Annotated in this window: 24 protein-coding genes; 14 read left to right on the forward strand and 10 right to left on the reverse strand. The window is 73.0% G+C overall.

Annotation, left to right across the window (positions count from 1 at the left end):
- Nucleotides 1-343 precede the first annotated feature (343 nt).
- On the forward strand, nt 344-1,738 hold the full coding sequence (locus CFP65_RS09825; protein WP_104815748.1) for a cysteine desulfurase/sulfurtransferase TusA family protein: 1,395 nt from the start codon (nt 344-346) through the stop codon (nt 1,736-1,738).
- Between the two features lie 100 nt (nt 1,739-1,838).
- Here the strand turns inward: CFP65_RS09825 and CFP65_RS09830 are convergent, their stop codons facing one another.
- Complete coding sequence (locus CFP65_RS09830) at nt 1,839-2,816, reverse strand: carbohydrate kinase family protein (RefSeq protein ID WP_104815749.1); 978 nt, start codon at nt 2,814-2,816, stop codon at nt 1,839-1,841.
- Between the two features lie 236 nt (nt 2,817-3,052).
- Between CFP65_RS09830 and CFP65_RS09835 the strand changes: the two genes are divergently transcribed.
- Together CFP65_RS09835 and CFP65_RS09840 are read left to right on the forward strand one after the other, a co-directional pair.
- Nucleotides 3,053-3,295 (forward strand): hypothetical protein, encoded by a 243-nt coding sequence (locus tag CFP65_RS09835; protein ID WP_104815750.1) that lies wholly within the window; start codon nt 3,053-3,055, stop codon nt 3,293-3,295.
- Between the two features lie 103 nt (nt 3,296-3,398).
- A complete protein-coding gene (locus CFP65_RS09840; RefSeq protein WP_104815751.1) occupies nt 3,399-3,983 on the forward strand; it encodes a hypothetical protein in 585 nt (194 codons plus the stop codon).
- 61 nt (nt 3,984-4,044) lie between these two features.
- On the opposite strand, the gene erpA is transcribed toward CFP65_RS09840, so the two are convergent.
- Nucleotides 4,045-4,401 carry an iron-sulfur cluster insertion protein ErpA gene (gene erpA, locus CFP65_RS09845; protein ID WP_104815752.1) on the reverse strand — a complete coding sequence of 119 codons (357 nt, stop codon included), beginning with the start codon at nt 4,399-4,401 and terminating at the stop codon, nt 4,045-4,047.
- Between the two features lie 224 nt (nt 4,402-4,625).
- Here erpA and CFP65_RS09850 point away from each other — a divergent pair, with 224 nt between their 5' ends.
- Nucleotides 4,626-5,495, forward strand: coding sequence for a GNAT family N-acetyltransferase (locus tag CFP65_RS09850; RefSeq protein WP_104820751.1), 870 nt, complete (start codon nt 4,626-4,628; stop codon nt 5,493-5,495).
- 6 nt (nt 5,496-5,501) lie between these two features.
- Here the strand turns inward: CFP65_RS09850 and CFP65_RS09855 are convergent, their stop codons facing one another.
- From CFP65_RS09855 to CFP65_RS09865, 3 genes are all read right to left on the reverse strand, one after another.
- Nucleotides 5,502-6,848, reverse strand: a complete 1,347-nt coding sequence (locus tag CFP65_RS09855) for an aminotransferase class I/II-fold pyridoxal phosphate-dependent enzyme (protein ID WP_104815753.1) — start codon at nt 6,846-6,848, stop codon at nt 5,502-5,504.
- 345 nt (nt 6,849-7,193) lie between these two features.
- Nucleotides 7,194-7,658 (reverse strand): Lrp/AsnC family transcriptional regulator, encoded by a 465-nt coding sequence (locus CFP65_RS09860; protein ID WP_104815754.1) that lies wholly within the window; start codon nt 7,656-7,658, stop codon nt 7,194-7,196.
- Between the two features lie 106 nt (nt 7,659-7,764).
- Entirely contained in the window at nt 7,765-8,691 is a 927-nt protein-coding gene (locus CFP65_RS09865) for an NADP-dependent oxidoreductase (RefSeq protein ID WP_104815755.1), read from the reverse strand.
- Nucleotides 8,692-8,876: 185 nt separating this feature from the next.
- Here CFP65_RS09865 and nadA point away from each other — a divergent pair, with 185 nt between their 5' ends.
- The gene (gene nadA / locus CFP65_RS09870) at nt 8,877-10,058 is read left to right on the forward strand and encodes a quinolinate synthase NadA (RefSeq protein ID WP_104815756.1); all 1,182 of its coding nucleotides are present in this window, start codon (nt 8,877-8,879) and stop codon (nt 10,056-10,058) included.
- A 62-nt stretch (nt 10,059-10,120) separates the two neighbouring features.
- Here nadA and CFP65_RS09875 read toward each other — a convergent pair whose 3' ends face one another.
- Both CFP65_RS09875 and CFP65_RS09880 read right to left on the reverse strand, forming a co-directional pair.
- Nucleotides 10,121-10,414, reverse strand: a complete 294-nt coding sequence (locus CFP65_RS09875) for a hypothetical protein (RefSeq protein ID WP_104815757.1) — start codon at nt 10,412-10,414, stop codon at nt 10,121-10,123.
- 36 nt (nt 10,415-10,450) lie between these two features.
- Nucleotides 10,451-11,218: a PspA/IM30 family protein gene (locus CFP65_RS09880; protein ID WP_256387266.1), complete on the reverse strand. Its 768-nt coding sequence runs from the start codon at nt 11,216-11,218 to the stop codon at nt 10,451-10,453.
- A gap of 298 nt (nt 11,219-11,516) precedes the next feature.
- Between CFP65_RS09880 and CFP65_RS09885 the strand changes: the two genes are divergently transcribed.
- Together CFP65_RS09885 and CFP65_RS09890 are read left to right on the forward strand one after the other, a co-directional pair.
- Nucleotides 11,517-12,113 carry a DUF3043 domain-containing protein gene (locus CFP65_RS09885; protein WP_104815759.1) on the forward strand — a complete coding sequence of 199 codons (597 nt, stop codon included), beginning with the start codon at nt 11,517-11,519 and terminating at the stop codon, nt 12,111-12,113.
- Nucleotides 12,114-12,160: 47 nt separating this feature from the next.
- Nucleotides 12,161-13,039: a bifunctional 2-polyprenyl-6-hydroxyphenol methylase/3-demethylubiquinol 3-O-methyltransferase UbiG gene (locus tag CFP65_RS09890; RefSeq protein WP_254552309.1), complete on the forward strand. Its 879-nt coding sequence runs from the start codon at nt 12,161-12,163 to the stop codon at nt 13,037-13,039.
- 37 nt (nt 13,040-13,076) lie between these two features.
- Here the strand turns inward: CFP65_RS09890 and CFP65_RS09895 are convergent, their stop codons facing one another.
- Nucleotides 13,077-13,268 carry a hypothetical protein gene (locus tag CFP65_RS09895; RefSeq protein WP_104815760.1) on the reverse strand — a complete coding sequence of 64 codons (192 nt, stop codon included), beginning with the start codon at nt 13,266-13,268 and terminating at the stop codon, nt 13,077-13,079.
- 114 nt (nt 13,269-13,382) lie between these two features.
- On the opposite strand from CFP65_RS09895, the gene cobU reads away from it, so the two are divergent.
- The 6 genes from cobU to sucB all read left to right on the forward strand — a co-directional run bounded on the left by cobU (nt 13,383) and on the right by sucB (nt 21,185).
- Nucleotides 13,383-13,943 (forward strand): bifunctional adenosylcobinamide kinase/adenosylcobinamide-phosphate guanylyltransferase, encoded by a 561-nt coding sequence (gene cobU / locus CFP65_RS09900; RefSeq protein WP_104815761.1) that lies wholly within the window; start codon nt 13,383-13,385, stop codon nt 13,941-13,943.
- Between the two features lie 11 nt (nt 13,944-13,954).
- Nucleotides 13,955-15,079, forward strand: a complete 1,125-nt coding sequence (locus CFP65_RS09905; protein ID WP_104815762.1) for a nicotinate-nucleotide--dimethylbenzimidazole phosphoribosyltransferase — start codon at nt 13,955-13,957, stop codon at nt 15,077-15,079.
- Entirely contained in the window at nt 15,079-15,840 is a 762-nt protein-coding gene (locus CFP65_RS09910) for an adenosylcobinamide-GDP ribazoletransferase (protein ID WP_104815763.1), read from the forward strand. Before CFP65_RS09905 ends, CFP65_RS09910 begins: the two co-directional genes overlap by 1 nt.
- Nucleotides 15,841-16,049: 209 nt before the next feature.
- Entirely contained in the window at nt 16,050-17,546 is a 1,497-nt protein-coding gene (locus tag CFP65_RS09915; RefSeq protein WP_104815764.1) for a leucyl aminopeptidase, read from the forward strand.
- A 436-nt stretch (nt 17,547-17,982) separates the two neighbouring features.
- Nucleotides 17,983-19,371: a dihydrolipoyl dehydrogenase gene (gene lpdA, locus CFP65_RS09920; protein WP_104815765.1), complete on the forward strand. Its 1,389-nt coding sequence runs from the start codon at nt 17,983-17,985 to the stop codon at nt 19,369-19,371.
- A gap of 59 nt (nt 19,372-19,430) precedes the next feature.
- The gene (gene sucB, locus CFP65_RS09925) at nt 19,431-21,185 is read left to right on the forward strand and encodes a 2-oxoglutarate dehydrogenase, E2 component, dihydrolipoamide succinyltransferase (protein WP_104815766.1); all 1,755 of its coding nucleotides are present in this window, start codon (nt 19,431-19,433) and stop codon (nt 21,183-21,185) included.
- Nucleotides 21,186-21,489: 304 nt separating this feature from the next.
- Here the strand turns inward: sucB and CFP65_RS09930 are convergent, their stop codons facing one another.
- On the reverse strand, nt 21,490-22,557 hold the full coding sequence (locus tag CFP65_RS09930; protein ID WP_104815767.1) for a MerR family transcriptional regulator: 1,068 nt from the start codon (nt 22,555-22,557) through the stop codon (nt 21,490-21,492).
- Nucleotides 22,558-22,708: 151 nt separating this feature from the next.
- Here CFP65_RS09930 and CFP65_RS09935 point away from each other — a divergent pair, with 151 nt between their 5' ends.
- Nucleotides 22,709-23,227, forward strand: coding sequence for a DUF4240 domain-containing protein (locus CFP65_RS09935; RefSeq protein ID WP_104815768.1), 519 nt, complete (start codon nt 22,709-22,711; stop codon nt 23,225-23,227).
- 20 nt (nt 23,228-23,247) lie between these two features.
- On the opposite strand, the gene CFP65_RS09940 is transcribed toward CFP65_RS09935, so the two are convergent.
- Nucleotides 23,248-23,733, reverse strand: coding sequence for a GNAT family N-acetyltransferase (locus CFP65_RS09940; RefSeq protein ID WP_104820753.1), 486 nt, complete (start codon nt 23,731-23,733; stop codon nt 23,248-23,250).
- Between the last annotated feature and the right edge of the window lie 77 nt (nt 23,734-23,810).

Raw genomic sequence — 23,810 nt, forward strand, 5'->3', positions numbered from 1 at the left:
TTAGCGCCTTCCCGAAGTCTCGCCCGCGATCGCGTCGTTTTACCCGAGGAGGCTCTGCTGCCTCCCCGACGACCCGCCCACGGGCACGGTTTGAATGCTTATGCGGGCCAAACCCTACTCCAGGCTTATGCGCTCCTGACGGGCAGGTCCCGGTAACGCGCCGCCCGGCTACCCGATCAGCCCCGGCAGGTACGGAATCGCAGGTCACCGTAGGCTTCCGAGGCTCGCACACCCGATCGGGGGACGACGTTGCGACACACGGGTGACGGGCCGTCGGAGGCGCACGAACCGGACAAACAGGGTGATCGTCTGACGAGCCGTGAGCGGGGATACGGTGTGTCGCGTGCCTCTTTCCGACGCCGCCCATGACGCCGCCTATTTCGACGTGGCCTCCACCGCCCCCCTCCACCCCGTCGCCCGGCAGGCCCTGCTCGCCGCCCTGGACGAGGGCTGGGCCGATCCGGCCCGGCTCTACCGGTCGGGGCGTCAGGCCCGGATGCTGCTGGACGCGGCCCGCGAGACGGTCGCCGAGGCGCTCGGCGCCCGGGCCGACGAGATCACCTTCACCACGAGCGGCACCCAAGCCGTCCAACTCGGTGTGCTGGGCGCCCTGAAGGGCCACCGCCGACGCGGCGCCCACCTGCTGCACTCGGCCGTGGAGCACTCCAGCGTGCTGCACACCGCCGAGCTGCACGAGGCGAACGGCGGCACGGTCGGGGTCGTCCCGGTCGACCGGCTGGGCCGGGTCACCCCGGACGGGTACGAACCACGGCCCGACACCGCCCTCGCCGTGCTCCAGACGGCCAATCACGAGGTGGGCACGCTCCAGCCGGTGGCCGAGGTGGCCGCCCTCCTCCAGGAGACCGGCGTCCCGCTCCTGGTGGACGCCGCCCAGACCGCCGGCCGCCTCCCCGTCCCGCCCGGCTGGTCGCTGCTGACCGCCAGCGCCCACAAGTGGGGCGGCCCGGCCGGGGTCGGCGTGCTGGCCGTCCGCAAGGGCGTCAGGTACGCCTCCCCGCTGCCCGCCGACGAGCGGGAGGCCGGGCGGGTGCCCGGCTTCGTGAACGTCCCGGCCGTCGTCGCGGCGGCCGCCTCGCTCCGGGCCGCCCGCGCCGAGGCCGCCGCGGACCAGGCCCGCCTGCACGCCCTGGTCGACCGGATCCGCACCCGCGTCCCCCGGCTCGTCCCCGAGACCCAGGTGGTCGGCGACCCCGACCACCGCCTCCCCCACCTGGTGACCTTCTCCTGCCTCTACGTGGACGGCGAGGTCCTCCTCACCGCCCTCGACCGGGCCGGCTTCGCCGTCTCCTCCGGCTCCTCCTGCACCTCCAGCACCCTGACCCCCAGCCACGTGCTGGCCGCGATGGGCGTACTGACCGAGGGCAACGTCCGGGTCTCCCTCCCGACGGGCGTGCCGGAGGAAGCGGTGGACCGCTTCCTGGAGGTGCTGCCGGGATTGGTGGCGGAGATCCGCGCCCCCTTGGGCCTGGACCTGACCCCCGCCACGCGTACGGATTCCCTGGTCATCGACGCCCTGGGCAAGCTCTGCCCGCTCCCGGTGATCGAGCTGGCGAAGCACCTGACGGACGTACCGGTGGGCGGCACCATCACCGTCCTGGCGGACGACGAGGCGGCGCGGCACGACATCCCGGCCTGGTGCGAGATGCGGGAGCAGACCTACCTGGGCGAAACTCCTGCGGAACGCGGCAGTGCCTACGTGATCCAACGGGATCGGTGAACCAAATGGGGGCGCGGGGAACTGCGCGCGCAACCGTGCACCTCCGTAGAGGGCTGGTCGCGCAGTTCCCCGCGCCCCCGGGCGTACTGCCCCAGCTGAGTTACCGCCCCAGCTTGGCGGCGACCTCGGCGGCGGCCGACTGGCCGTAAGCCGCCGCGAAGCGGTCCAGGAAACCCGCGGGGCGCAGCTCGTACTCCTGGGTGCCGACGGTCTCGATCACCAGGGTGGCGACCATGCAGCCGATCTGGGCGGACCGCTCCAGGCCGAGGTCCCAGGAGAGGCCCGCGAGGAAGCCGGCCCGGAAGCCGTCGCCGACGCCGGTGGGGTCGGCCTTGCGCTCCTCGGCCGGGCAGCCGACGGTGATGTCGGGCTCGCCCTTGCGCTGGATGCGGACGCCCTTGGGGCCGAGGGTGGTGATCCGGGTGCCGACCCGGTCCAGGATCTCGTCGGCCGACCAGCCGGTCTTGGTCTCGATCAGGGCGGCCTCGTACTCGTTGGTGAACAGGTACGCGGCGCCGTCCACGATCTCGCGGATGTCCTCGCCCTCCAGGCGGGCCAGCTGCTGCGAGGGGTCGGCGGCGAAGGAGTAGCCCCGGGTGCGGCACTCTTGGGTGTGGCGGACCATGGCCGCCGGGTCGTCGGCACCGATCAGCACCAGGTCGAGGCCGCCCACCCGGTCGGCGATCGGCTTGAGCTCGATGTTGCGGGCCTCGGCCATCGCGCCGGTGTAGAAGGACGCGATCTGGTTGTGGTCCTCGTCGGTGGTGCACATGAAGCGGGCCGTGTGCCGCGTCTCGGAGATGTGCACCGAGTCGGTGTCCACGTTGTTGCGGCTCAGCCAGGAGCGGTACTCCTCGAAGTCCGCGCCGGCCGCGCCGACCAGGACCGGGCGCAGGCCGAGCACGCCCATGCCGAAGGCGATGTTCGGGGCGACGCCGCCCCGGCGGATGTCGAGGGTGTCGACCAGGAACGAGAGCGAGACCGTGTGGAGCTGTTCGGCGACCAGCTGGTCGGCGAAGCGCCCCGGGAAGGTCATCAGGTGGTCGGTTGCGATCGAGCCGGCGACGGCGATGCGCACGGAGGTCTCCTCGGGGTGGCCCAGGGCCGGATGCTGTGGACGGAACCCCCACACGGTACTAGGCCGGGGCCCGACCGCCCTAGCTCGTGTCACCTCGGCGGGCACTCAGTGCCCCATCCACCCCGTACGAGTGGCTACCCCGGAGTAGCTCTGGCCGGGCCCGAGCGGGCGGCCTAGGGTCGCAATCGGGGGTCGGGAGTCCGGCCCCCGACGCCGCGTGATCGGAGCCCAGCCCCATGTCCAGCCCGATGATGCCCGACAGCCCCACGGTGCGGCCCGGCCGCCCGTACGCCTTCACCCCCCGCACGGGTGAGGACCCGGAGAGCCTGGCCTACCTGGTCAGCACTTCGCGCCGGATGGGCCGGTTCTGGCCCTCCTCCGCGCCCAGTCCGCAGCCGAAGGCGGGGGCGCCGGTCGGGGTCTCGGTGCCGGCCCGCGCCCAGCGGCTGGTGGCCGGGATGACGGAGTACGGCGGCTGAGCCGCACGGCGAGCGGGGTGGAACCGAAATCCTCCGGGGCACGTCGAACCCGCGCAGTGCCGCTCACCGCGGCGGCGTCCTGACCCTCGGGAGGAAGCACAGCATGGACGAGAACACCGCAGTGACCCCGATCGCCCGCAAGCGGCGGCTGGCCGCCCTGGCCGGGCTGCTGCTCGCCGGGGCGCTCACCGCCTGCGGCTCGAACACCGGGACGAGCACCGGGGCGAGCGCCTCGCTGACCACCCCGGCCGCCAGCCCCTCGCCGAGCGCTTCGAGCAGCCTGTCGGCCCCGGTCAGCTCGACCCCGCCGAACACACCGGTGAACTCCGCGCCGGCCACCACGCCGAGCGCCCAGCCGACCCACCCGGGCATCGCCAGCGGCGAGCCGGCCCCGGTCAAGCTGCCCGCGCTCGGCTACCAGACCAGCGGCACCACGCTGACGGTCTACTTCTACGGCGGCACCTGCCAGAAGTACGGCCTCAAGGTCGACGAGAGCCAGCCGAACCAGGTGGGCGTCCAGGTGACCGTCACCGAGGCCGCCTCCCCGGGCCGGGTCTGCTCGCAGCTGGTCAAGAAGAACTCGGTCACCGCCCAGCTGAGCCGCCCGCTGGGCAGCCGCACGGTGGTCGACCGGGCCAGCGGTGAGCAGCTGGGCCTGGACGCCGAGCCGGCCGGCGGCCCGCAGTAGCAGCGTGCGCAGACGCGGAAGGGCCCCCGGCGGGTGCCGGGGGCCCTTCCGCGTGGCTCGACTAGCTGAAGCTGTCGCCGCAGGCGCAGGAGCCGGTGGCGTTCGGGTTGTCGATGGTGAAGCCCTGCTTCTCGATGGTGTCGACGAAGTCGACGGTGGCGCCGCCCAGGTACGGGGCGCTCATCCGGTCGGTGACGACCTTCACACCGTCGAAGTCCTTCACCACGTCGCCGTCGAGCGAGCGCTCGTCGAAGAAGAGCTGGTAGCGCAGGCCCGAGCAGCCACCGGGCTGGACGGCGACGCGCAGCGCGAGGTCCTCGCGGCCTTCCTGCTCCAGCAGGCCCTTCACCTTGGCCGCAGCGGCATCGGTAAGGAGCAGACCACTCTCGACGGTGGTCTTGTCGTCCTGGACGGTCATCTGCTTACTCCCGGTCTTCGACGGCGTTCTGCCGCCAGTGCCAACCAGCGGCTGCCCGGGACCATTCCCGGGACGGGCCTTCCTGGTGAATCTCTGCTCAGGGGGCTGCTGTGTCAACCCACTCCCCCACTCCACCCATGCTCGCACACCCACGAAGGCCCGGGCACCGCCCGATCCGGGCAAACCGGCCCCACGCCCGGATGATCAAGGCGAGGATGGGCGACGTGCTCATTCGCCGACTGCAGGACAGCGCCGCCGACGCCGAGGCCGTGCAGACCGTCTCCCGCCGGGCCTTCACGGCCCTGTACGGGCCGCCGCCCGCCGGGCAGGACCCGCGCGGCTCGGTGATGCGGCTGGCCCGGACCAGGCACCTGGCCGCCACCGACCCGGGCGGCTGCTGGATCGCCGAGCAGGACGGCGAGCCGCTGGGCATCGCGCTCTCGCTGCGGCGGGAGGGGGTCTGGATGCTCTCGCTCTTCGCCGTGGTGCCCAAGGCCCAGGGCAAGGGGGTCGGCCGACTGCTGCTGGAGCACGCCGCGGGCCACGGGCGGGGCTGCCTGCGCGGGCTGTTCTGCGCCTCCTCCTCGCCCGCCGCCGCCCGCCGGTACCGCCAGGCCGGCTTCACCCTGCACCCGACCATGAAGCTGACCGGCGCCGTCGACCGCAGCAAGCTGCTCGACCCGGGCGACATCCCGGTGCACCTCGGCGGCCCGGCCCACACCCACCTGCTCGACTCGGTGGACCGGCGGCTGCGCGGGGCCGCGCACGGCCCGGACCACGAGTTCATGCGGGCCCACTTCGAGGAGCTGCTGGTCGCCGACACCCTCGCGGGCAGCGGCTACTGCTACCGCGACGGCGGCGTGGTCCGGCTGCTGGCCGCGACCTCCAAGCGGATCGCGGCCCGGCTGCTGCGGGAGGCGCTGGCCCGGGTCCCGGACGGCACGGAGGCCCAGCTCGAGTTCCTCACCGCCGACCAGGAGTGGGCCGTCGACGTGGGCCTCGAACTGGGCCTCACCCTCGGCACCGCCGGCTACCTGGCCGTCCGGGGCATGAAGCCCCCGGCGCCGTACATACCGAGCAGTGCTTTCGTGTAGTGCCGGTCACGCCATGGTGGCGAGGATCTCCTCGACCATCTCCATGGTGGTGCCCGGGTGCAGGAAGGCGAACCGGGCCACCGTCTCGCCGTCCCAGCCGGTGGGCGTGACGAAGCCGATCTGGTCGGCGAGCAGCTGCTGCGACCAGCGGTAGTAGTCGGCGTTGGTCCAGCCCTTGCGGCGGAAGCAGACGGCCGAGAGCTGCGGGTCGTGCAGCAGCTCCAGGTGCTCGGTGTCGCGGATCACCTGGGCGCTGTCCTGGGCCAGCTTGAGGCCGGCCTCGATCGCGTCGGTGTACGCCTGGGTGCCGTGCACCGCCAGCGAGAACCAGAGCGGCAGGCCGCGGGCCCGGCGGGTCAGGTGGTAGGCGTAGTCGGTGGGGTTCCACTCGTCGCCCTCGGTGTGCAGCACGTCCAGGTAGGAAGCGTCCTGGGTGTGCACGGCCCGGGCCAGCTGCGGGTTGCGGTAGATCAGGGCGGCGCAGTCGAAGGGCGCGAACAGCCACTTGTGCGGGTCGACCACGAAGGAGTCGGCGTGCTCGATGCCGTTGTAGCGGGCCCGGACGGAGGGGGCGAAGAGCCCGGCGCCGCCGTACGCACCGTCCACGTGGAACCAGAGGCCGCGCTCGCGGGTGACCTCGGAGAGGCCCTGCAGGTCGTCGACGATGCCCTCGTTGGTGGTGCCGGCGGTGCCGACCACCGCGATCACCGTCTCGGGGTTCGGGTCGGCGGCCAGCGCCGCGCGCAGGGCCTCGCCGGTGAAGCGGCGGTCCACGGCCGGGACGGGGAAGGCCTCGACGCCGATGATGTTGAAGGTGTTCTTGACCGAGGAGTGCACCTGGTCGCAGACGGCGATCCGCAGCCGGGCCTCAGGGCCCACCCCGAGGCGGCGGCGGGCGGTGTCGCGGGCGACGACCAGGGCGGAGAGGTTGCCCGCCGAGCCGCCGGAGACGAAGGTGCCGCCGGCCGTCTCGGGCATCCCGGCCCGGTCGGCTATCAGGCGCAGCACCTGGTTCTCGGCGGCGATCGCCCCGGCCGCCTCCAGCCAGGAGATGCCCTGCAGCGAGGCGCAGCTGACCACCATGTCGAAGAGCAGCGCGGCCTTGGTGGGGGCGCAGGGGATGAAGGACAGGTAGCGCGGGCTGTCGGCCGAGATCACCGCGCGGGAGAGCTCGTGGTCGTACAGCTTGAGCACGTCGGCGGGGGCGTTGCCGTGCTCGTTGAGCAGCCCGGCCAGGTGGGTCCGCAGCTGCTCGCCGTCCCCGGGGTGGTCCAGCGGCACGGGGTCGTACTGCAGCCGGTCGCGCATGTAGTCGAAGACGAGGTCGACCAGCTCGCTGTCGGGCTGGTGCATGCGGTGGGGTGCTGCGGACACGGTGGTGCCTCTCGCCGGTGGGGACAGGGGGAGGCCCGGGGCGATCCCCCGGACAAGATCAGCGTAGGCAGCCGGACCCCGCGTCCGCGCGTCGGAACCCGGCCGCCGGAGCAGCATTCGAGCGAGTTTCGGGCTGCCGACGCAGCTTTCCGAACCATGCACCATCCAGGGGAGCGGGGAACTGCGCGGCTGGCCCTGCACCCCGCCGCTGTCTTACGCGGATGCCCTTGTTGCACTGTCCGTTACAGGTGCAACTGGCTACCGGGACGAGGTGGCACGGAGGCCTCTCCCGACCTCGCGCAGTTCCCCGCGCCCCCATTTCGCTCACCCGATCAGTTGGGACAACACGACCGAGCTGCGGCTGCGCTGGACGCCCGGCTCGCGGCGGATGCGTTCGATGACGGCTTCCAGGTGGCGGGTGTCGGCGGCGCGGAGGTGGACCAGGGCGTCGGGGTCGCCGGTGACGGTCCAGGCGGCGAGGACCTCGGGGAACTGGCGGAGGCTGGCCAGGATCTCCTCGGGGGCGGTGCGCTCGCGGCAGTAGACCTCGACGAAGGCCTCGGTCTGCCAGCCGAGCAGGGCGGGGTCGAGGACGACGGTGAAGCCGCGGACCACGCCGCGGGCGCGGAGGCGGTCGATCCGGCGGCGGACGGCGGTGGCCGAGAGGTTGGCGAGGAGGCCGATCTCGGCGTACGAGGCGCGGCCGTCCCGGCTCAGGTGGGTGAGCAGGAGCCGGTCGGTCTCGTCCAGGGCGGCCCCACCCAGGTCGGGCGGTCTGCTCGTGCTCATCGGTGCGGGGCTCCACGGGAGTTGCTCGTACAAGAGGGTCGGCGAGGGCCTCTCCACCCGGGTGCAGAAACGACTCGCCGCCCTCCATTCTCGCCGCAATCGCGGGTCAGTCCACCAAGAGGACGATCTTTCCGCGGGTGCGCCCCTCGGCGTTGAGCGCCTGGGCGCTGGCGGCCTGGGCGAGCGGGAAGGTGGAGGCGACCGGCACGGTGAGCCGTCCGGCGTCCGCCAGCTCGGCCAGCGCCGTGAGGTCGGCGGTGTCGGGCCGGGCCCAGACGTAGTGGCCGCCGAGGGCGACCACGCCGTAGTCGGTGGCGGAGGCGACCCGGGAAGCGTCCCGGACGAGTTCGGCGGAGAGGGCCGCCATCCCGCTGCCGACCAGGTCGTAGGCGGCGTCCACGCCCTCGGGGGCGAGGGCCCGGACGCGGTGGGCCAGGCCCTCGCCGTGGCTCACCGGCTCGGCGCCGAGGCCGCGGAGGTAGGCATGGTTGCGCTCACTCGCGGTGCCGATCACCCGCGCACCGCGGGCGAGCGCGATCTGGACGGCCAGGGTGCCCACGCCGCCGGCGGCGGCGTGGATCAGCACCGTCTCGCCGGCCGCCAGGCCGAGCGCCTTGACCAGGCCCTGGTAGGCGGTGAGCCCGGCCAGCGGGAGGCCGCCGGCCTCGGCCCAGCCGAGGGCGGCGGGCTTGCGGGCCAGGGTGCGGACGGGGGCGGCGACCAGTTCGGCGTAGGTGCCGTGCTCGACGCAGTCCTTGCGGACGTAGCCGATCACCTCGTCGCCGACCGCGTACTCGGTGACGCCGCCGCCGACGGCCTGCACCACTCCGGCCACGTCCCAGCCCATGACCAGGGGGAAGTGGGCGTCGATCATGCCGTCCAGGTACCCTTCCCGGATCTTCCAGTCGACCGGGTTGACCCCGGCGGCCCGGACCCGGACGAGCACGGAGTCGGGCCCGACCCTGGGGTCGGGGAGTTCGGTGTACTCGACGACCTCGGGGCCGCCGTACCGCCTGATCGCGATTGCCTTCATGGCACAAGGCGACCCGGTGCGGAGCGTCCCCGCACGCCGGAGGAGTCCGGTAAGGGGTCAGAGGATCTCGTCACATCGACAATCTGTCCATCGTCAGAGTGACGCTAACGGGTTATCATAGATAGCGTCAGATAGACGAAAAGGGCTGACTGATCGGCCGGCCGCACAGGAGAGGGCACCCGCCCGTGACCACCACCATCGAGACCTACGGTGTCGACCCCACCCCGACTCCGCTCGCACTGCTGCTGCTCGGCCGCGAGTCGGACCCGAACAGCGAACGCGGCGTGGACTGCCCCGGCGACCTGCCCGCCGCCTCCGACCCCGACCTGGTGGCCCGCGCCCGCGCGGCCAAGGAGAAGCTCGGCGACCGGGTCTTCATCCTGGGCCACCACTACCAGCGTGACGAGGTGATCGAGTTCGCCGACGTGACCGGCGACTCGTTCAAGCTGGCCCGTGACGCCGCCGCCCGCCCGGAGGCCGAGTACATCGTCTTCTGCGGCGTGCACTTCATGGCCGAATCGGCCGACATCCTCACCACCAGCGCCCAGCAGGTGATCCTGCCGGACCTGGCGGCCGGCTGCTCGATGGCCGACATGGCCACCGCCGAGCAGGTCGCCGAGTGCTGGGACGTGCTGACCGAGGCCGGCGTGGCCGACGTGACCGTGCCGGTCTCGTACATGAACTCCTCGGCCGACATCAAGGCGTTCACCGGCAAGCACGGCGGCACCATCTGCACCTCCTCCAACGCGCAGCGGGCGCTGGAGTGGGCCTTCGAGCAGGGCGAGAAGGTGCTCTTCCTGCCGGACCAGCACCTGGGCCGCAACACCGCCGTCCGCGACCTGGGCTTCTCGCTGGACGACTGCGTGCTCTACAACCCGCACAAGCCGAACGGCGGCCTGACCGCCGAGCAGCTGCGGAACGCCAAGATGATCCTCTGGCGCGGGCACTGCTCGGTGCACGGCCGGTTCTCGCTGGACTCGGTCAACGACGTGCGCGAGCGGATCCCCGGCGTCACCGTGCTGGTGCACCCGGAGTGCAAGCACGAGGTCGTCGCGGCGGCCGACATGGTGGGCTCGACCGAGTACATCATCAAGGCGCTGGACGCGGCCGAGCCGGGCTCCAAGTGGGCCATCGGCACCGAGCTCAACCTGGTGCGCCGCCTCGCCAAGGCCCACCCGGACAAGGAGGTCGTCTTCCTGGACCGGGCGGTCTGCTTCTGCTCGACCATGAACCGGATCGACCTGCCGCACCTGGTCTGGGCGCTGGAGTCGCTGGTCGAGGGCCGGGTGCCGAACGTGATCACCGTCGACCCGGAGACCGAGAAGTACGCCAAGGCCGCGCTGGACCGGATGCTGGCCCTGCCGTAGTCGAGGCAAGCGCAAGGGCGGGCACCGTGACCGGTGCCCGCCCTTTCGCGTACCACGTGTGACTACTCCGCGAAGCCGGGGATGATGCCCTCGCCCTCGGAGAGCAGCATCGCCTTGACCTGCTCGATCGTCGCCTCGGCGTCCGGGAGGATCAGGTCGGAGGGCTCCAGCGAGTCGTCCGGCAGCGGCGTGCCGAGCTCCTTGACCGCGTCGAGGAGCCTGCCGAGCGCTGCCCGGAACTGCTCCTCGTCGCCCGACTCCAGTGCGGTGAGCAGCTCGTCGTCGAGCTGGTTGAGCCGGTTCAGGTGGTCGTCGCCCACCTGGAACTGCCCCTCACCCATGACCCGCATGATCATGCCGGTGTTTCTCCTAGCTCTCCGCGCAGAGGTCGGCTACTTGTTGTAGTTGATCTTGTTGCCCTCGGGCTTGCCCTGCTCGATCGCCTGGGGGGCGGGAGCCGGGGTGCCACCGGTGAGCTCGGCCTTCATCCGGGCCAGCTCCAGCTCGACGTCGGACCCGCCGGCCACGCGCTCCAGCTCGGCCTCGATGTCGTCCTTGCGGCCGAGGCCGCTGTTGTCGTCGAGCGCGCCGGAGGCGAGCAGCTCGTCGATCGCACCGGCCCGGGCCTGCATCTGGGCCGTCTTGTCCTCGGCCCGCTGGATGGCCAGGCCCACGTCGCCCATCTCCTCGGAGATGCCGGAGAAGGACTCCGCGATGCGGGTCTGCGCCTGGGCGGCCGTGTAGGTGGCCTTGATGGTCTCCTTCTTGGTGCGGAAGGCGTCCACCTTGGCCTGCAGGCGCTGGGAGGCGAGCGTGAGCTTCTCCTCCTCGGCCTGCAGCTGCTGGTACTGCGTCTCCAGATCGGTGATCTGGGACTGCATGTTGGCCTTGCGCGTGAGCGCCTCTCGGGCCAGGTCCTCGCGGCCGAGCGAGAGCGCCTTGCGGCCCTGCTCCTCGTACTTCGCCGACTGCTGCTGGAGCTGCGTCAGCTGGAGCTCCAACCGCTTCCGGGAAGTGGCCACGTCGGCGACGCCCCGGCGCACCTTCTGCAGCAGCTCCAACTGCTTCTGGTACGAGTAGTCGAGCGTCTCGCGCGGGTCCTCCGCCCGGTCCAGGGCCTTGTTCGCCTTGGAGCGGAAGATCAGCCCCATACGCTTCATGATTCCGTCGCTCATGGGCCTCGGGTGCCCCCTTCTCGGGCCTGCGGTCGTCTCGTGCTGACAGGAGTGCAGTGTATGTGCAGCGAGCGGCTCGCCGCAGTGCACCTGCCTGCAACAAGAGTGCTACAACCGAGGGCCGTGCGGCATCGTCCCTGGGGTGGAGGACACCCCCGGCCATGATCCACCGCAAGGAGGGGATCCCGTAGGGGACACGCCGGGGAGCGTTCGAGTGGGATCGATACCGGTTCGGGTCCGACGGCACGGGAACAACGGGTCGGGCACCACGTACGCTGGTGGTGTGTTCCGACGCCGCTCTGAAGAAGCCTCCTCCGCCACCGCGCTGGCCGAGCAGGACGAGACCACCCAGCCCCGTGACCCGCAGGCCCCCAAGGGCCGCCCGACCCCCAAGCGCAGCGAGGCCGAGGCCCACCGCCGCACCCGGGTGACGGTGCCCAAGGACCGCAAGGAGGCCGCCAAGCAGTCGCGGGACCGGATGCGGGCCGAGCGCGAGAAGCAGCGCACCGCGCTCCTGGAGGGCGACGAGCGCTACCTGCCGGCCCGTGACAAGGGCCCGGTGCGCAAGTTCGCCCGTGACTACATGGACTCGCGCTGGTCGCTGGCCGAGTTCTTCCTGCCGTACGCCGTCGTGGTGCTGATCCTCAGCGTCACCCGGGTGCAGACCCTGCAGCTGCTCTCCACGCTGCTCTTCCTGGTCTTCTTCATCCTGGTGATCGCGGACTTCGCCCGGCTGGGCCTCGGCCTGCGCAAGTCGCTGGCCAACCGCTTCCCGGGCCAGAACACCCGCGGTGCCGTGGCCTACGCGCTGATGCGCACCCTCCAGATGCGCCGGCTGCGCCTGCCCAAGCCGCAGGTCAAGCGGGGCGAGCGGCCCTGACCGGCGAGCCCGTCCCGCCGCACGCGGCCGCACCGCAGCACTCCGCGGTGCCGCCGTACTCGTCCTGGGCGATGCCCTCGGCGACGGGGTGGGCCCAGGGCATCGAGCCGTACGGCCTCCCCGGCCAGCAGGCCGGCGGCCACGACCGGCTGCCGGCCCTCGGCGTCCCGCAGCCCGCGCGATCCTGGCTGGACCGGCAGGGCGGGCTGCGCCGGCTGGTCCGCCAGGAGCTGGTCGCCCGGCAGCTGGCCGAGCGCCTGGCCGGGCGGGACGAGCTACGGGTGCTGGACGTGGGCTGCGGCCAGGGCACCCAGGCGCTGCGCCTGGCCCGGGACGGGCACCTGGTGACCGGGCTCGACCCGGACGCCGTGACACTGGGCGCCGCCCAGGCCGCGCTGGCCGCCGAACCGGCCGAGGTGCGCGACCGGGTGCGGCTGCTGCACGGGGACGGGCACAGCTGCGGCCGCTGGTTCGGCCCGCGCAGCTTCGACGTGGTGCTCTGCCACGGCGTGCTGATGTACCTCTCCGACCCGGACCCGATGCTGGCCTCGCTGGCCCGGATGCTGGCGCCCGGCGGGCTGCTCTCGCTGCTGGTGCGCAACGCGGACGCGCTGGCCATGCGCCCCGGGCTGACCGGGGACTGGCGGGCGGCACTGGCCGCCTTCGACTCCCCGCGCTACACCAACGGGCTGGGCCTGACCGCCCGCGCCGACCACCTGCTCGACCTGGCGGAGACGCTCAAGGAGCTCTCGGTGCCGCTGCGGCACTGGTACGGGGTGCGCGTCTTCACCGACACCACCCCCGAGGACGCCGCCCCGGTGGACGGGCGCCAGCTCGCCCAGCTGATCGACGCCGAGGAGCGGGCCGGCCGGGAGGACCCGTACCGGCGGGTGGCCGCCCTCCTGCACGTCGTCGGCGAGAAGTAGACGGCCACTCCGCTACGGGGCCACTCCGCTATGGGGCTCAGCCCTCGTGCAGGCTCATCGAGTAGATGACACTGTCGTCCTCGACCAGGACGGCCTTGTCGATGCCGCTCTCCAGCAGGCCGCGCCACTCCTCGCCGATCCAGGACTCGGCGTCACCCTGGCTCGGGTGCTCCTCGGACTTACCGGTCACGGTGCCGTCCGCCTTCTCGTAGCGCCAGGTCCACCCCATGCCGAGCTCCTCCCGTTCGTACCGCTTCGTGCCGCTGCTGCTGCGAACAGTAGCCTGCCCACCCGCTCCCGCCCCATGCCCCGTCCGGATGCCCCGTCCGGCAGGATGGGCCCCATGGCACTCCCCCGCACCCTGATCCTCGGCGGCGCCCGCTCCGGCAAGTCCACCCGGGCCGAGCAGCTGCTGGCCGGCCACCCGGACGTGCTGTACGTCGCCACCGGCGGCGACCGGGGCGGTGACGAGGACTGGGCGCACCGCGTGGACCTGCACCGGAGCCGGCGGCCCGCCTCCTGGCGGACGGCGGAGACCTGCGACCTGGAGGCCGTGCTGGCCGACCGGGCGGACGGCGCGCCGGTGCTGGTGGACTGTCTGGCACTCTGGCTGACCCACGTGATGGACGAGTGCGACGCCTGGGCCGAGGAGGGCTGGCACCGGGGCGCCGAGGCGGCGGTGCTGGCTCGCTGCCGGGCGCTGGCCGAGGCCTGGCGGGCCACGGAGCGTCAGGTGGTGGCCGTCTCCAACGAGGTGGGGATGGGCGTGGTGCCGGCCACGGCGGCCGGGCGGCGGTTCCGCGACACCCTGGGCCGGCTGAACATGGACGTGGCCGAGGGCTCGGAGCGGGTGCTGCTGGTAGTCGCCGGGCAGGTGCTGACCGTCAAACCCGTTGGCGTGTAGCCTTCCGAGCGATGGACACCACCGTGGATCTCGATACCTTCTCCTCCCTCGTCGAGCGCCCTGACGAGAGCGCCCGCCGGGCCGCCGAGGAGCGCTGGCAGCAGCTGGACAAGCCGCGTGGCGGTCTCGGCCAGCTGGAGGAGCTCGGCGCCTGGCTCGCCTCCGTGCAGGGGGCCGCGCCGGTGCGGCCGCTGGGCGCCGCCAAGGTGCTGCTCTTCGCGGGCGACCACGGCGTCGCCTCGCTCGGGCTCTCCCGCGCGGGCGAGCCCGGCCGCACCGCCGAGCGGGTGCACGCCGTGCTGGAGGGGACCGCCCCGGTCGCCGTGCTGGCCAACCGCTACGGCGCCGAGGTGCGGGTGGTCGACCTGGCGGTGGACGCCCCCGAGGGCGAGTTCCCCGCCGAGGTGACCCGCTTCCGCGTCCGCCGGGGCTCCGGCCGGATCGACGTCGAGGACGCGCTCACCGCCGAGGAGGCCGCCCGGGCCTTCCAGTCCGGGGTCGCGATCGCCGACGAGGAGGCCGACGCCGGCACCGACCTGGTGATCCTGGGCGACCTCGGAGTGGGCTCGACCACCCCGGCCGCCGTGCTGATCGGCGCGCTCTGCGGCACCGACGCCGCGGCCGTCACCGGGCGCGGCTCGGGCATCGACGACCACACCTGGATGGTCAAGTGCGCCACCGTCCGCGACTCGCTGCGCCGGGCCCGCCCGGTGCTCGGCGACCAGCTGGCGCTGCTCGGCGCGGTGGGCGGCGCGGACTTCGCCGCGATCACCGGCTTCCTGCTCCAGGCCGCCGCGCGCAAGCTGCCGGTGGTGCTCGACGGCGTGGTCTCCGCCGCCTGCGCGCTGGTCGCCCAGCGGGTGGCCTTCCGGGCACCCGAGTGGTGGCGGGCCGGGCAGATCTCCGGCGAGCCCGCCCAGGCCAAGGCCTTCGACCGGCTGACCCTCACCCCGGTGCAGGGCCTCGGGGTGGCGATGGGCGAGGGCGTCGGCGCCCTGCTCACCCTGCCGCTGCTCCAGGCCGCCTCGGACACCCTGGCCGAGCCGGCCGACACCCTGACCGTCACCAAGGTGACCCGCACGCCGAAGGAGCCGCCGCGGCTGCCCACCGCCGCGGAGCTGCTCGGCCGGCTCTGATGCTCGACGGCTTGCGCTTCGCCTTCGGCACGCTCTCGGTGCTGCGGGTCCGGGTCGACCGCTGGGACCGCGAGACGGCCGGCCGGGCCATGCTCGCCGCCCCGCTGGTCGGCCTGGTGCTCGGCGGCCTGGCCGCCGGCGCCGGGGCCCTGGTCGCCTGGCGCGGCGGCGGCGGTCTGCTGGCCGCCACGGCCGCGGTGGCCGCGCTCGCCGCGCTGACCCGGGGTCTGCACCTGGACGGGCTGGCCGACGTGGCGGACGGTCTGGGCAGCGGCAAGCCCGCCGAGGACGCCCTGCGGATCATGAAGCAGTCGGACATCGGCCCGTTCGGGGTGCTCACCCTGGTGCTCACCCTGCTGGCCCAGCTCGCCGCGCTGGCCGGGGAGTTCGGCCGCTCCCCCGGGCGCGGGGCGCTCGCCGTGCTGACCGCCGCGCTGGCCGCCCGCTGCGCGCTGGCCTGGGGCTGTCTGCGCCCGGTGCCCGCCGCCCGCCCGGGCGGGCTGGGCGCGATGGTGGCCGGCACCGTGCCCCCGGCCGGCGCCCTGGCCGTCTCCGCCCTGTGCGTCGCCGGCCTGTGCGCCGCCGCCGTCACCCTCGGTGACTGGCGCTACCCGGTGGCGCTGACGGCGGGCCTGGCCTGCGCCTGGCTGCTGCTGCGCCGCTGCGTGCGGCGGTTCGGGGGCATCACCGGGGACGTGCTCGGGGCGATGGCCGAGACCGCCGGGACGGCCGCCCTGCTCGCCCTCGCGCTGACGAGGTGACACCCCGCCTCCCGGACCGCGCCGGGGAATTGAGCAGGTGTCAGTGGCCCGTGTCCGGACGGCCCCCGTACCGTTGCCTGGAGTGACCGGAAGCCGGTGACCGGTGGGCGTCGGCATCATCCCAACATGCGGACTACCATGCGGGGAGCATCTCGTAGCCCAGCGCCCGCCGCCGGGCGTGGACCGCGAAAAGAACAGGACGCATTTACGTGACTGTACTGTCTGTGAGCACCTCCTCCGCCGCCGCGCTGCGCGCGGACGCGGTGGTCGTCGGTGTCGCCAAGGGCCCCAAGGGCCTGGTGCTGGCCCCCGGCGCCGAGGCCGTGGCCGAGGCCTTCGACGGCAAGCTGCTCGACCTCCTCACCACCCTGGGTGCCGCCGGCGCCGAGGGCGAGGCCGTCAAGCTGCCCGCCGCCGCCGGCCTGAAGGCCGCGCTGGTGCTGGCCGTCGGCCTGGGCGAGGCCACCGAGGAGGGCTACTCGGCCGAGGCCCTGCGCCGCGCCGCCGGTGTCGCCGCCCGTGCGCTCTCCGGCCTCAAGAAGGCCGCGCTGGCCCTGCCGGCCGCCGCCGAGGAGGAGTTCGAGGCCGTCGCGCTCGGCGGTCTGCTCGGCGCGTACGAGTACACCACCTACAAGGGCGACGCGGGCAAGGGCCCGGTCGGCGAGCTGGTGCTGCTGACCGACCGCAAGGGCAGCAAGGACGCCAAGGCGGCCGCCGAGCGCGCCACCGCGCTGGGCGAGGAGATCAACCGCGCCCGCGACCTGATCAACGCCGCGCCGAACGACCTGCACCCGAAGGCCTTCGCCACCATCGCCCAGGCGGTCGGCAAGGAGCACGGCCTCAAGGTCGAGGTCTGGGACGAGAAGGCGCTCACCAAGGGCGGCTTCGGCGGCATCCTCGGCGTCGGCAACGGCTCCGCCAACCCGCCCCGGCTGGTCCGGGTGGCCTACACCCACCCGAAGGCCAAGCAGACCATCGCGCTCGTCGGCAAGGGCATCACCTACGACTCGGGCGGCATCTCGCTCAAGCCGGCCGGCCACAACGAGACCATGAAGTGCGACATGTCCGGCGCCGCCGCCGTGTTCGCCACCATCGTGGCCGCCAAGCGCCTGGGCCTCCAGGTCAACATCACCACCTGGCTCGCCCTCGCCGAGAACATGCCCTCCGGCACCGCCACCCGCCCGGGTGACGTGCTGCGCATGTACGGCGGCAAGACCGTCGAGGTGCTCAACACCGACGCCGAGGGCCGCCTGGTGCTGGCCGACGCGATCACCAAGGCCGGCGAGGAGAACCCGGACGTCATCATCGACGTCGCGACCCTCACCGGTGCCATGGTCTTCGCGCTGGGCAACCGCACCTTCGGCGTGATGTCCAACAGCGACGAGCTGCGCAACCGCCTGCACGCCACCGCCGACTCGGTGGGCGAGGCCGCCTGGCCGATGCCGCTGCCGGCCGACATGCGCAAGAGCATGACCGAGTCCAGCATCGCCGACATGGCCAACATGGGTGAGCGGATGGGCGGCGGCCTGGTGGCCGGCCTGTTCCTCCAGGAGTACGTCAACGAGGGCACCGACTGGGCGCACCTCGACATCGCGGGCCCGGCCTTCCACGAGGGCGCGGCCTACGGCTACACCCCCAAGGGCGGCACCGGCTCGGCGATCCGGACCCTGGTCCGCTTCGCGGAGGAGACCGCCGCGGGCGCCTGATCCCACGGCCCGCGGCCTGGTCCCCCGGCCCGCAGAGGAAGGCCCGGCGCTGCTGCGCCGGGCCTTCCGGTGTCCCCGTCCGCCCCGAATCGAAGTTACCAACCGGTAATCTGACTGATCTTGCGGCGCAACCGTGTTCGCCCCGGGCGAAACTTTGTTCCGTACGGTGGAACTCCGTCGGGTCGATGCGCCCGACCGTCCGCTTGACGGCCTTGGCCACACGGCCCTGACCAGCGGGTATACCCTGGCAGGCGGGCCGAACGGCCCCCTGTCCCACCCCTTGGGCACCCCCCGGGGGTGGACCCGGACATCAGCCGCCGTGAACAAGTGCGAAGATGTATTTCCGGCATGACCGGGCGCCTTACCAGGCACCCCCGGCACCGACCGGACCGCGACCGGCCCGGCGATCCACACCTCATTGCATGGAGGACGTGACGTGGCGAACGACGCCAGCACCGTTTTCGACGTAGTCATTCTCGGAGGCGGAAGCGGCGGTTACGCCGCGGCGCTCCGCGCCGCTCAGCTGGGTCTGAGCGTGGCCCTGATCGAGAAGGGCGAGCTGGGCGGCACCTGCCTGCACCGGGGCTGCATCCCGACCAAGGCGCTGCTGCACGCCGCCGAGATCGCCGACGAGACCCGTGAGGCCGCGGACTTCGGTGTCCTCGCGACCTTCCAGGGCATCGACATCAACGGCGTCCACAAGTACAAGGACGACGTGATCTCGGGCCTGTACAAGGGCCTCCAGGGCCTGGTGGCCTCCCGCAAGGTCCACTACATCCAGGGCGAGGGCAAGCTCTCCTCGCAGACCTCGGTGGACGTGAACGGCCAGCGCATCGAGGGCCGCCACATCGTCCTCGCCACCGGCTCCGTGCCGAAGTCGCTGCCGGGCCTGAACATCGACGGCGACCGCGTGATCTCCTCGGACCACGCGCTCAAGCTCGACCGCATCCCGAAGTCGGCCGTCATCCTCGGCGGCGGCGTGATCGGTGTCGAGTTCGCCTCCGTCTGGAAGTCCTTCGGCGTCGACGTCACCATCGTCGAGGCCCTGCCGCACCTGGCCCCGCTGGAGGACGAGAACTCCTCCAAGCTGCTGGAGCGCGCCTTCCGCAAGCGTGGCATCAAGTTCGAGCTCAAGGCCCGCTTCTCCGGCGTCGAGTACACCGCCGACGGTGTCCGCGTCTCCACCGAGAACGGCAAGCAGATCGACGCCGACCTGCTGCTCGTCGCCATCGGCCGCGGCCCGGTCTCGGCCGGCCTCGGCTACGAGGAGAACGGTGTCGCGATGGACCGCGGCTACGTCCTCGTCGACGAGTACATGCGCACCAACGTGCCCACCATCTCGGCCGTCGGCGACCTCGTCCCGACCCTCCAGCTCGCCCACGTCGGCTTCGCCGAGGGCATCCTGGTCGCCGAGCGCCTGGCCGGCCTCAAGGCCGTGCCGATCGACTACGACGGCGTGCCGCGGGTGACCTACTGCAACCCCGAGGTCGCCTCCGTCGGCATCACCGAGGCCAAGGCCGTCGAGCTGTACGGCAAGGACAAGGTCGTCACCCTCAAGTACAACCTCGCGGGCAACGGCAAGAGCAAGATCCTCAAGACCGCCGGCGAGATCAAGCTCGTCCAGGTCAAGGACGGCGCCGTGGTCGGCGTGCACATGGTCGGCGCGCGCATGGGCGAGCAGGTCGGCGAAGCCCAGCTCATCTACAACTGGGAGGCGCTGCCCGCCGAGGTCGCGCAGCTCATCCACGCCCACCCCTCGCAGTCCGAGGCCCTGGGCGAGGCGCACCTGGCGCTGGCCGGCAAGCCGCTGCACGCGCACGACTGATCGCGCCCCACACCCTTCCCCTTCCCTGTACGAAAGACTTGATAGGAGTCGCTGAAACCATGGCGGTCTCAGTAACACTGCCCGCACTGGGCGAGAGCGTTTCCGAGGGCACGGTCACCCGCTGGCTCAAGGCCGAGGGCGAGCGCGTGGAGGCCGACGAGCCGCTGCTCGAGGTCTCGACCGACAAGGTCGACACCGAGATCCCGGCGCCGGTCTCCGGCATCCTGGCCGCGATCAAGGTCGGCGAGGACGAGACGGTCGAGGTCGGCGCCGAGCTGGCCATCATCGACGACGGCTCCGGCGCTCCGGTCGCCGCCGCCGCTCCGGCCGAGGCCGCTGCCCCGGCCGCGCCGGCCGCCCCCGTGGCCGAGGCCCCCGCTGCCCCGGCTCCGGTCGCCGAGGCTCCGGCCGCCGCTCCCGCCGCCGCCGCTCCCGCCGGTGACGCCACCCCGGTGGTGCTCCCCGCGCTGGGCGAGAGCGTCACCGAGGGCACCATCACCCGCTGGCTCAAGGCCGAGGGTGACACCGTCGAGGTCGACGAGCCGCTGCTCGAGGTCTCCACGGACAAGGTCGACACCGAGATCCCGTCGCCGGTCGCCGGCGTCCTGGTGAAGATCCTGGTCGGCGAGGACGAGACCGCCGAGGTCGGCGCACAGCTCGCGCTGATCGGTGCCGCGGGTGCCGCTGCTCCGGCCGCCGCCCCGGCCGCCCCGGCTCCGGTGGCCGCTCCGGCCCCGGTCGCCGCGCCGGCCCCCACCGCGCCGGCTCCGGTCGCCGCTGCCCCGGCTCCGGTGGCCGCTCCGGCCCCGGTCGCCGCGCCCGCCCCCGCCGCCGCTCCGGCCCCCGTGGCCGCTGCTCCGGTCGCCGCTCCGGCCGCCGGTGACGCCTCCGACGCGTACGTGACCCCGCTGGTCCGCAAGCTCGCGGCCGAGCAGGGTGTGGCGCTCTCCGCCGTCACCGGCACCGGTGTCGGCGGTCGCATCCGCAAGCAGGACGTGCTCGCCGCCGCCGAGGCCGCCAAGACCGTGGTCGCCGCTCCGGCCGCCGCTGCCGCCGCGCCGAAGGCTGCCGCCCCCGCCGCTGCCCCGTCGCAGCTGCGTGGCCAGACGGTCAAGCTGACCCGCATGCGCAAGGTCATCGCGGACAACATGCTGAAGTCGATCCAGACCTCGGCCCAGCTGACCACCGTCGTCGAGGTGGACGTCACCAACGTGATGCGCCTGCGCGAGAAGGCCAAGGCCGGCTTCCTCGCCCGCGAGGGCGTCAAGCTCTCGCCGATGCCGTTCTTCGTCAAGGCCGCGACCGAGGCCCTCAAGGTGCACGCGGTCGTCAACTCGCGCCTCAACGACGACGACACCATCACCTACTTCGACGCCGAGCACGTGGGCATCGCGGTGGACACCGAGCGCGGCCTGATGGTGCCGGTCATCCACGACGCGGGTGACCTCAACATCGCGGGCATCGCCAAGAAGACCGCCGACCTGGCCGCTCGCACCCGCGACAGCAAGGTCAAGCCGGACGAGCTGGGTGGTGGCACCTTCACCATCACCAACACCGGCTCGCGCGGCGCGCTCTTCGACACGCCGATCATCAACATGCCGCAGTCGGCGATCCTCGGCATCGGCGCGACCGTCAAGCGCCCCGTCGTGGTCACCACGCCGGAGCTGGGCCAGACCATCGCCATCCGCGACATGGTCTACCTCGCCCTGTCGTACGACCACCGGATCGTGGACGGCGCCGACGCCGCCCGCTTCCTGGGCACCATCAAGGCCCGCCTCGAAGAGGGCGCCTTCGAGGGTGACCTCGGCCTGTAAGGCCTGGTGAACCGCCGAAGCCCCCGCCCGGTCGTGAGACCGGGCGGGGGCTTCGGCGTTGCGGCCGTCGAGCTCCGGGGAGACCACGGGCCCGGCCGCCGGGCGGGGGGAGAGCACCGGTGGCCGGGCCTGGGTGGCCGGAGGGTTCCCGAGGACCTGGGGGTGGGCCGGAACCGCTCCGAGGACCGTCTCACCCCGAATCCGCCGACCAAACCTCGCCCGGCAGATCTCGTCGGCCGTCTCTCACCCGCCGTACCTCACACGCCGTATCTCACCCGGCGCAGCGAATCGCTCGGCCGATGGCTCAGACCGACCGGACGGCCTCGGCCTGCGCGGTCAGGGCGACCGGCATCAGGGCCGACCAGGTGTCGGGGCGGGAGGGGAAGCGGATCGCCAGCGGCGTGATCGGGCCGCCGAGTTCGAGCACCAGCTGCGCGTCGGGGCCGGCCTCGGCCGCCTCGATCAGGAACTCGCGGTTGACCCCGACCTGCAGGGTGCCCGCCGACTCCCCCTTCGCCACCACGCTGAGACCGCCGGCCTCGTCCAGGCTGAGCACCGAGACCTCGTACGCCACCCCGTCCTGGGTGCGCGTCTCGCGGTGGCTGGCGCCCTCGCGGAGCGCCTCGCGCAGCGTGCCGGCGGCCAGGCTGATGCTGTGCTGCGGCTCCAGGCGCAGGATCGCGCGGTAGTCGGGGAAGTCGAAGTCGACCCGCTCACCGCCGATCTGGCTGCGGCCCACGGTGGCGGTGAGCAGCTGCCCGTCGAACTCCAGCTCCACCTCGCCCTCGGTGAGCAGCGGCCGCAGCGCGTCCGCGAAGGCCAGTGGGGCGAGCACCCGGGCGGCCGGGCCGTGCTGCCCGGTGATCGGGGCCTGCGAGAGCGCCATCCGGTGGCGGTCGGAGGCGACCAGCCGGAGCGCCTCGCCGTCGGTCTCCAGCAGGACGCCCGCCAGCTCGCCGGCGGCGGCCGCGGCGAAACGGACGGAATCCAGGGCGGCGGCCAGCTCGGCGGCGGGCACGGTCAGTCGGGTGGGGCTCATCGGTGTCTCCCAGTGGTCGATCAGCGTGCGGACCGTGGAGAGCTCGGCGCGGGCGTCGGCGAGGCCGTCCTCCAGCCGCCGCAGGTGGGTGTCCAGCACCCGGTGGGCCTGCGGCGGCGGAGCGGTGAGCACCACGGCGATCTCCGCCAGCGGCAGCCCGACCCGGCGCAGCCGGGCGATTAGCCGGGCGGCGGGCAGCTGCTCCTCCGCGTACCAGCGGTACCCGGTGCGGTCGTCCACCCGGGCGGGCCCGAACACCCCGGCCCCGTCGTAGAACCGCAGCGCACTCACGCTGAGCCCGCTGGCCCTGGCCATCTCTCCGATACTGCGCATCCCGCTCTCCACACCCCAGACCCTCCGGCCTCGACCAGGTCGAGGGTCAAGCCTCGCACTGCCCGCTGTCAGTCCATCAGGAGGACGGCGGCGCCCGCTCGGGGCGTCAACGCATGCGGGTGGGGCGGCGAGCGGGGATGCTGGAGCGGTGATGTACGAGACGGACTTCTGGCAGCTCATCGACGACAGCCGGATCGCCGCGGACGGCGACCCGGACGAGCAGGCCGACGCCCTGGTGGAGCGGCTGACGCAGCTGACCCCGGACGACGTGATCGACTTCGCCCGGCTGTTCGAGGCCCGCTTCCAGCGGGCCTACCGGACGGAGCTGTGGGGTGCGGCGCACCTGCTGCTCGACGGCGCCTCCGAGGACACCTTCGACTTCTTCCGCTGCTGGCTGATCGGCCAGGGCCGGGAGGTCTTCGAGGGCGGCCTGCACCACCCCGACGATCTGGCCGACCTGCTCTCCGACTTCGACGAGGAGGAGGACGGCGAGGCGGAGGACCTCGGCTACGCCGCCGACGAGGCCCACGAACAGCTCACCGGCCTCCCCCTCCCCGACCTCGGCACCCCCCAGCCCGCCGTCCCCGAGGGCGAGCCCCTCGACTTCGAGGACCCGGTGGTGATGGCCGAGCACTACCCGAAGCTCTGGGAACGGTACGGCCGGTCCTGACCGGCCGTCAGTCGCAGCCGTCAGTCGGTGGTGAGGCGGCGGCTCATCCAGACGTCGTCCACGTACGCGCCGTTGATCCGGAACTCCTCCGGGGAGACCCCGTCCACCTGGAAGCCGCAGCGCCCGTAGAGCCGGCGGGCCGGGGTGTTGTGGGCGAGCACCCGGAGGGTGATCCGCCGCGCGCCCTCCGCTCGGGCGGCCGCGCAGGCCGCCTCGACCAAGGCCTGGCCGACCCCGCGGCCCCGGGCGTCCGGGGAGACGGCCAGGCCGCGGATCTGGCGCACGTGCTGGTTGCTGGCCAGCGGAGTCGGCGGGGCCTGCCGCACGTACCCGAGCAGCACGCCCGCCGCCTCGGCCACCCGGAACTCCTCGGGCGGGCACCGCTCGCCGAAGAACTCGGCGTCCTCGGCCGGCTGCGGGACGACATCGCTCAGCCAGGACCAGGCGGCATGGTCGATCCGCGCCAGCTCGGGCCCGTCCTCGAGGCGGGCTACTCGTATCTGCATGGTGTGCACTCTAAGCCGGGGCGGCGGCGGGGACGGGGGTGTTTTCCGGTGACGGTGCGCGGGGTGGAGGCGGCGGG

It is taken from the genome of Kitasatospora sp. MMS16-BH015 (assembly GCF_002943525.1).
Lineage (GTDB): Bacteria > Actinomycetota > Actinomycetes > Streptomycetales > Streptomycetaceae > Kitasatospora.

What these genes read in the sequence shown, in the direction of transcription:
- CFP65_RS09855 (WP_104815753.1), bottom strand. Translation starts at nt 6,848, where the DNA reads ATGCACCAGCCCGACAGCGAGCTGGTCGACCTCGTCTTCGACTACATG.
- erpA (WP_104815752.1), bottom strand. Translation starts at nt 4,401, where the DNA reads ATGACCGTCCAGGACGACAAGACCACCGTCGAGAGTGGTCTGCTCCTT.
- CFP65_RS09860 (WP_104815754.1), bottom strand. Translation starts at nt 7,658, where the DNA reads ATGAGCACGAGCAGACCGCCCGACCTGGGTGGGGCCGCCCTGGACGAG.
- CFP65_RS09865 (WP_104815755.1), bottom strand. Translation starts at nt 8,691, where the DNA reads ATGAAGGCAATCGCGATCAGGCGGTACGGCGGCCCCGAGGTCGTCGAG.
- cobU (WP_104815761.1), top strand. Translation starts at nt 13,383, where the DNA reads ATGGCACTCCCCCGCACCCTGATCCTCGGCGGCGCCCGCTCCGGCAAG.
- CFP65_RS09835 (WP_104815750.1), top strand. Translation starts at nt 3,053, where the DNA reads ATGTCCAGCCCGATGATGCCCGACAGCCCCACGGTGCGGCCCGGCCGC.
- CFP65_RS09880 (WP_256387266.1), bottom strand. Translation starts at nt 11,218, where the DNA reads ATGAAGCGTATGGGGCTGATCTTCCGCTCCAAGGCGAACAAGGCCCTG.
- CFP65_RS09895 (WP_104815760.1), bottom strand. Translation starts at nt 13,268, where the DNA reads ATGGGGTGGACCTGGCGCTACGAGAAGGCGGACGGCACCGTGACCGGT.
- CFP65_RS09910 (WP_104815763.1), top strand. Translation starts at nt 15,079, where the DNA reads ATGCTCGACGGCTTGCGCTTCGCCTTCGGCACGCTCTCGGTGCTGCGG.
- CFP65_RS09905 (WP_104815762.1), top strand. Translation starts at nt 13,955, where the DNA reads ATGGACACCACCGTGGATCTCGATACCTTCTCCTCCCTCGTCGAGCGC.
- sucB (WP_104815766.1), top strand. Translation starts at nt 19,431, where the DNA reads ATGGCGGTCTCAGTAACACTGCCCGCACTGGGCGAGAGCGTTTCCGAG.
- CFP65_RS09840 (WP_104815751.1), top strand. Translation starts at nt 3,399, where the DNA reads ATGGACGAGAACACCGCAGTGACCCCGATCGCCCGCAAGCGGCGGCTG.
- CFP65_RS09930 (WP_104815767.1), bottom strand. Translation starts at nt 22,557, where the DNA reads ATGCGCAGTATCGGAGAGATGGCCAGGGCCAGCGGGCTCAGCGTGAGT.
- CFP65_RS09935 (WP_104815768.1), top strand. Translation starts at nt 22,709, where the DNA reads ATGTACGAGACGGACTTCTGGCAGCTCATCGACGACAGCCGGATCGCC.
- CFP65_RS09940 (WP_104820753.1), bottom strand. Translation starts at nt 23,733, where the DNA reads ATGCAGATACGAGTAGCCCGCCTCGAGGACGGGCCCGAGCTGGCGCGG.
- CFP65_RS09875 (WP_104815757.1), bottom strand. Translation starts at nt 10,414, where the DNA reads ATGATCATGCGGGTCATGGGTGAGGGGCAGTTCCAGGTGGGCGACGAC.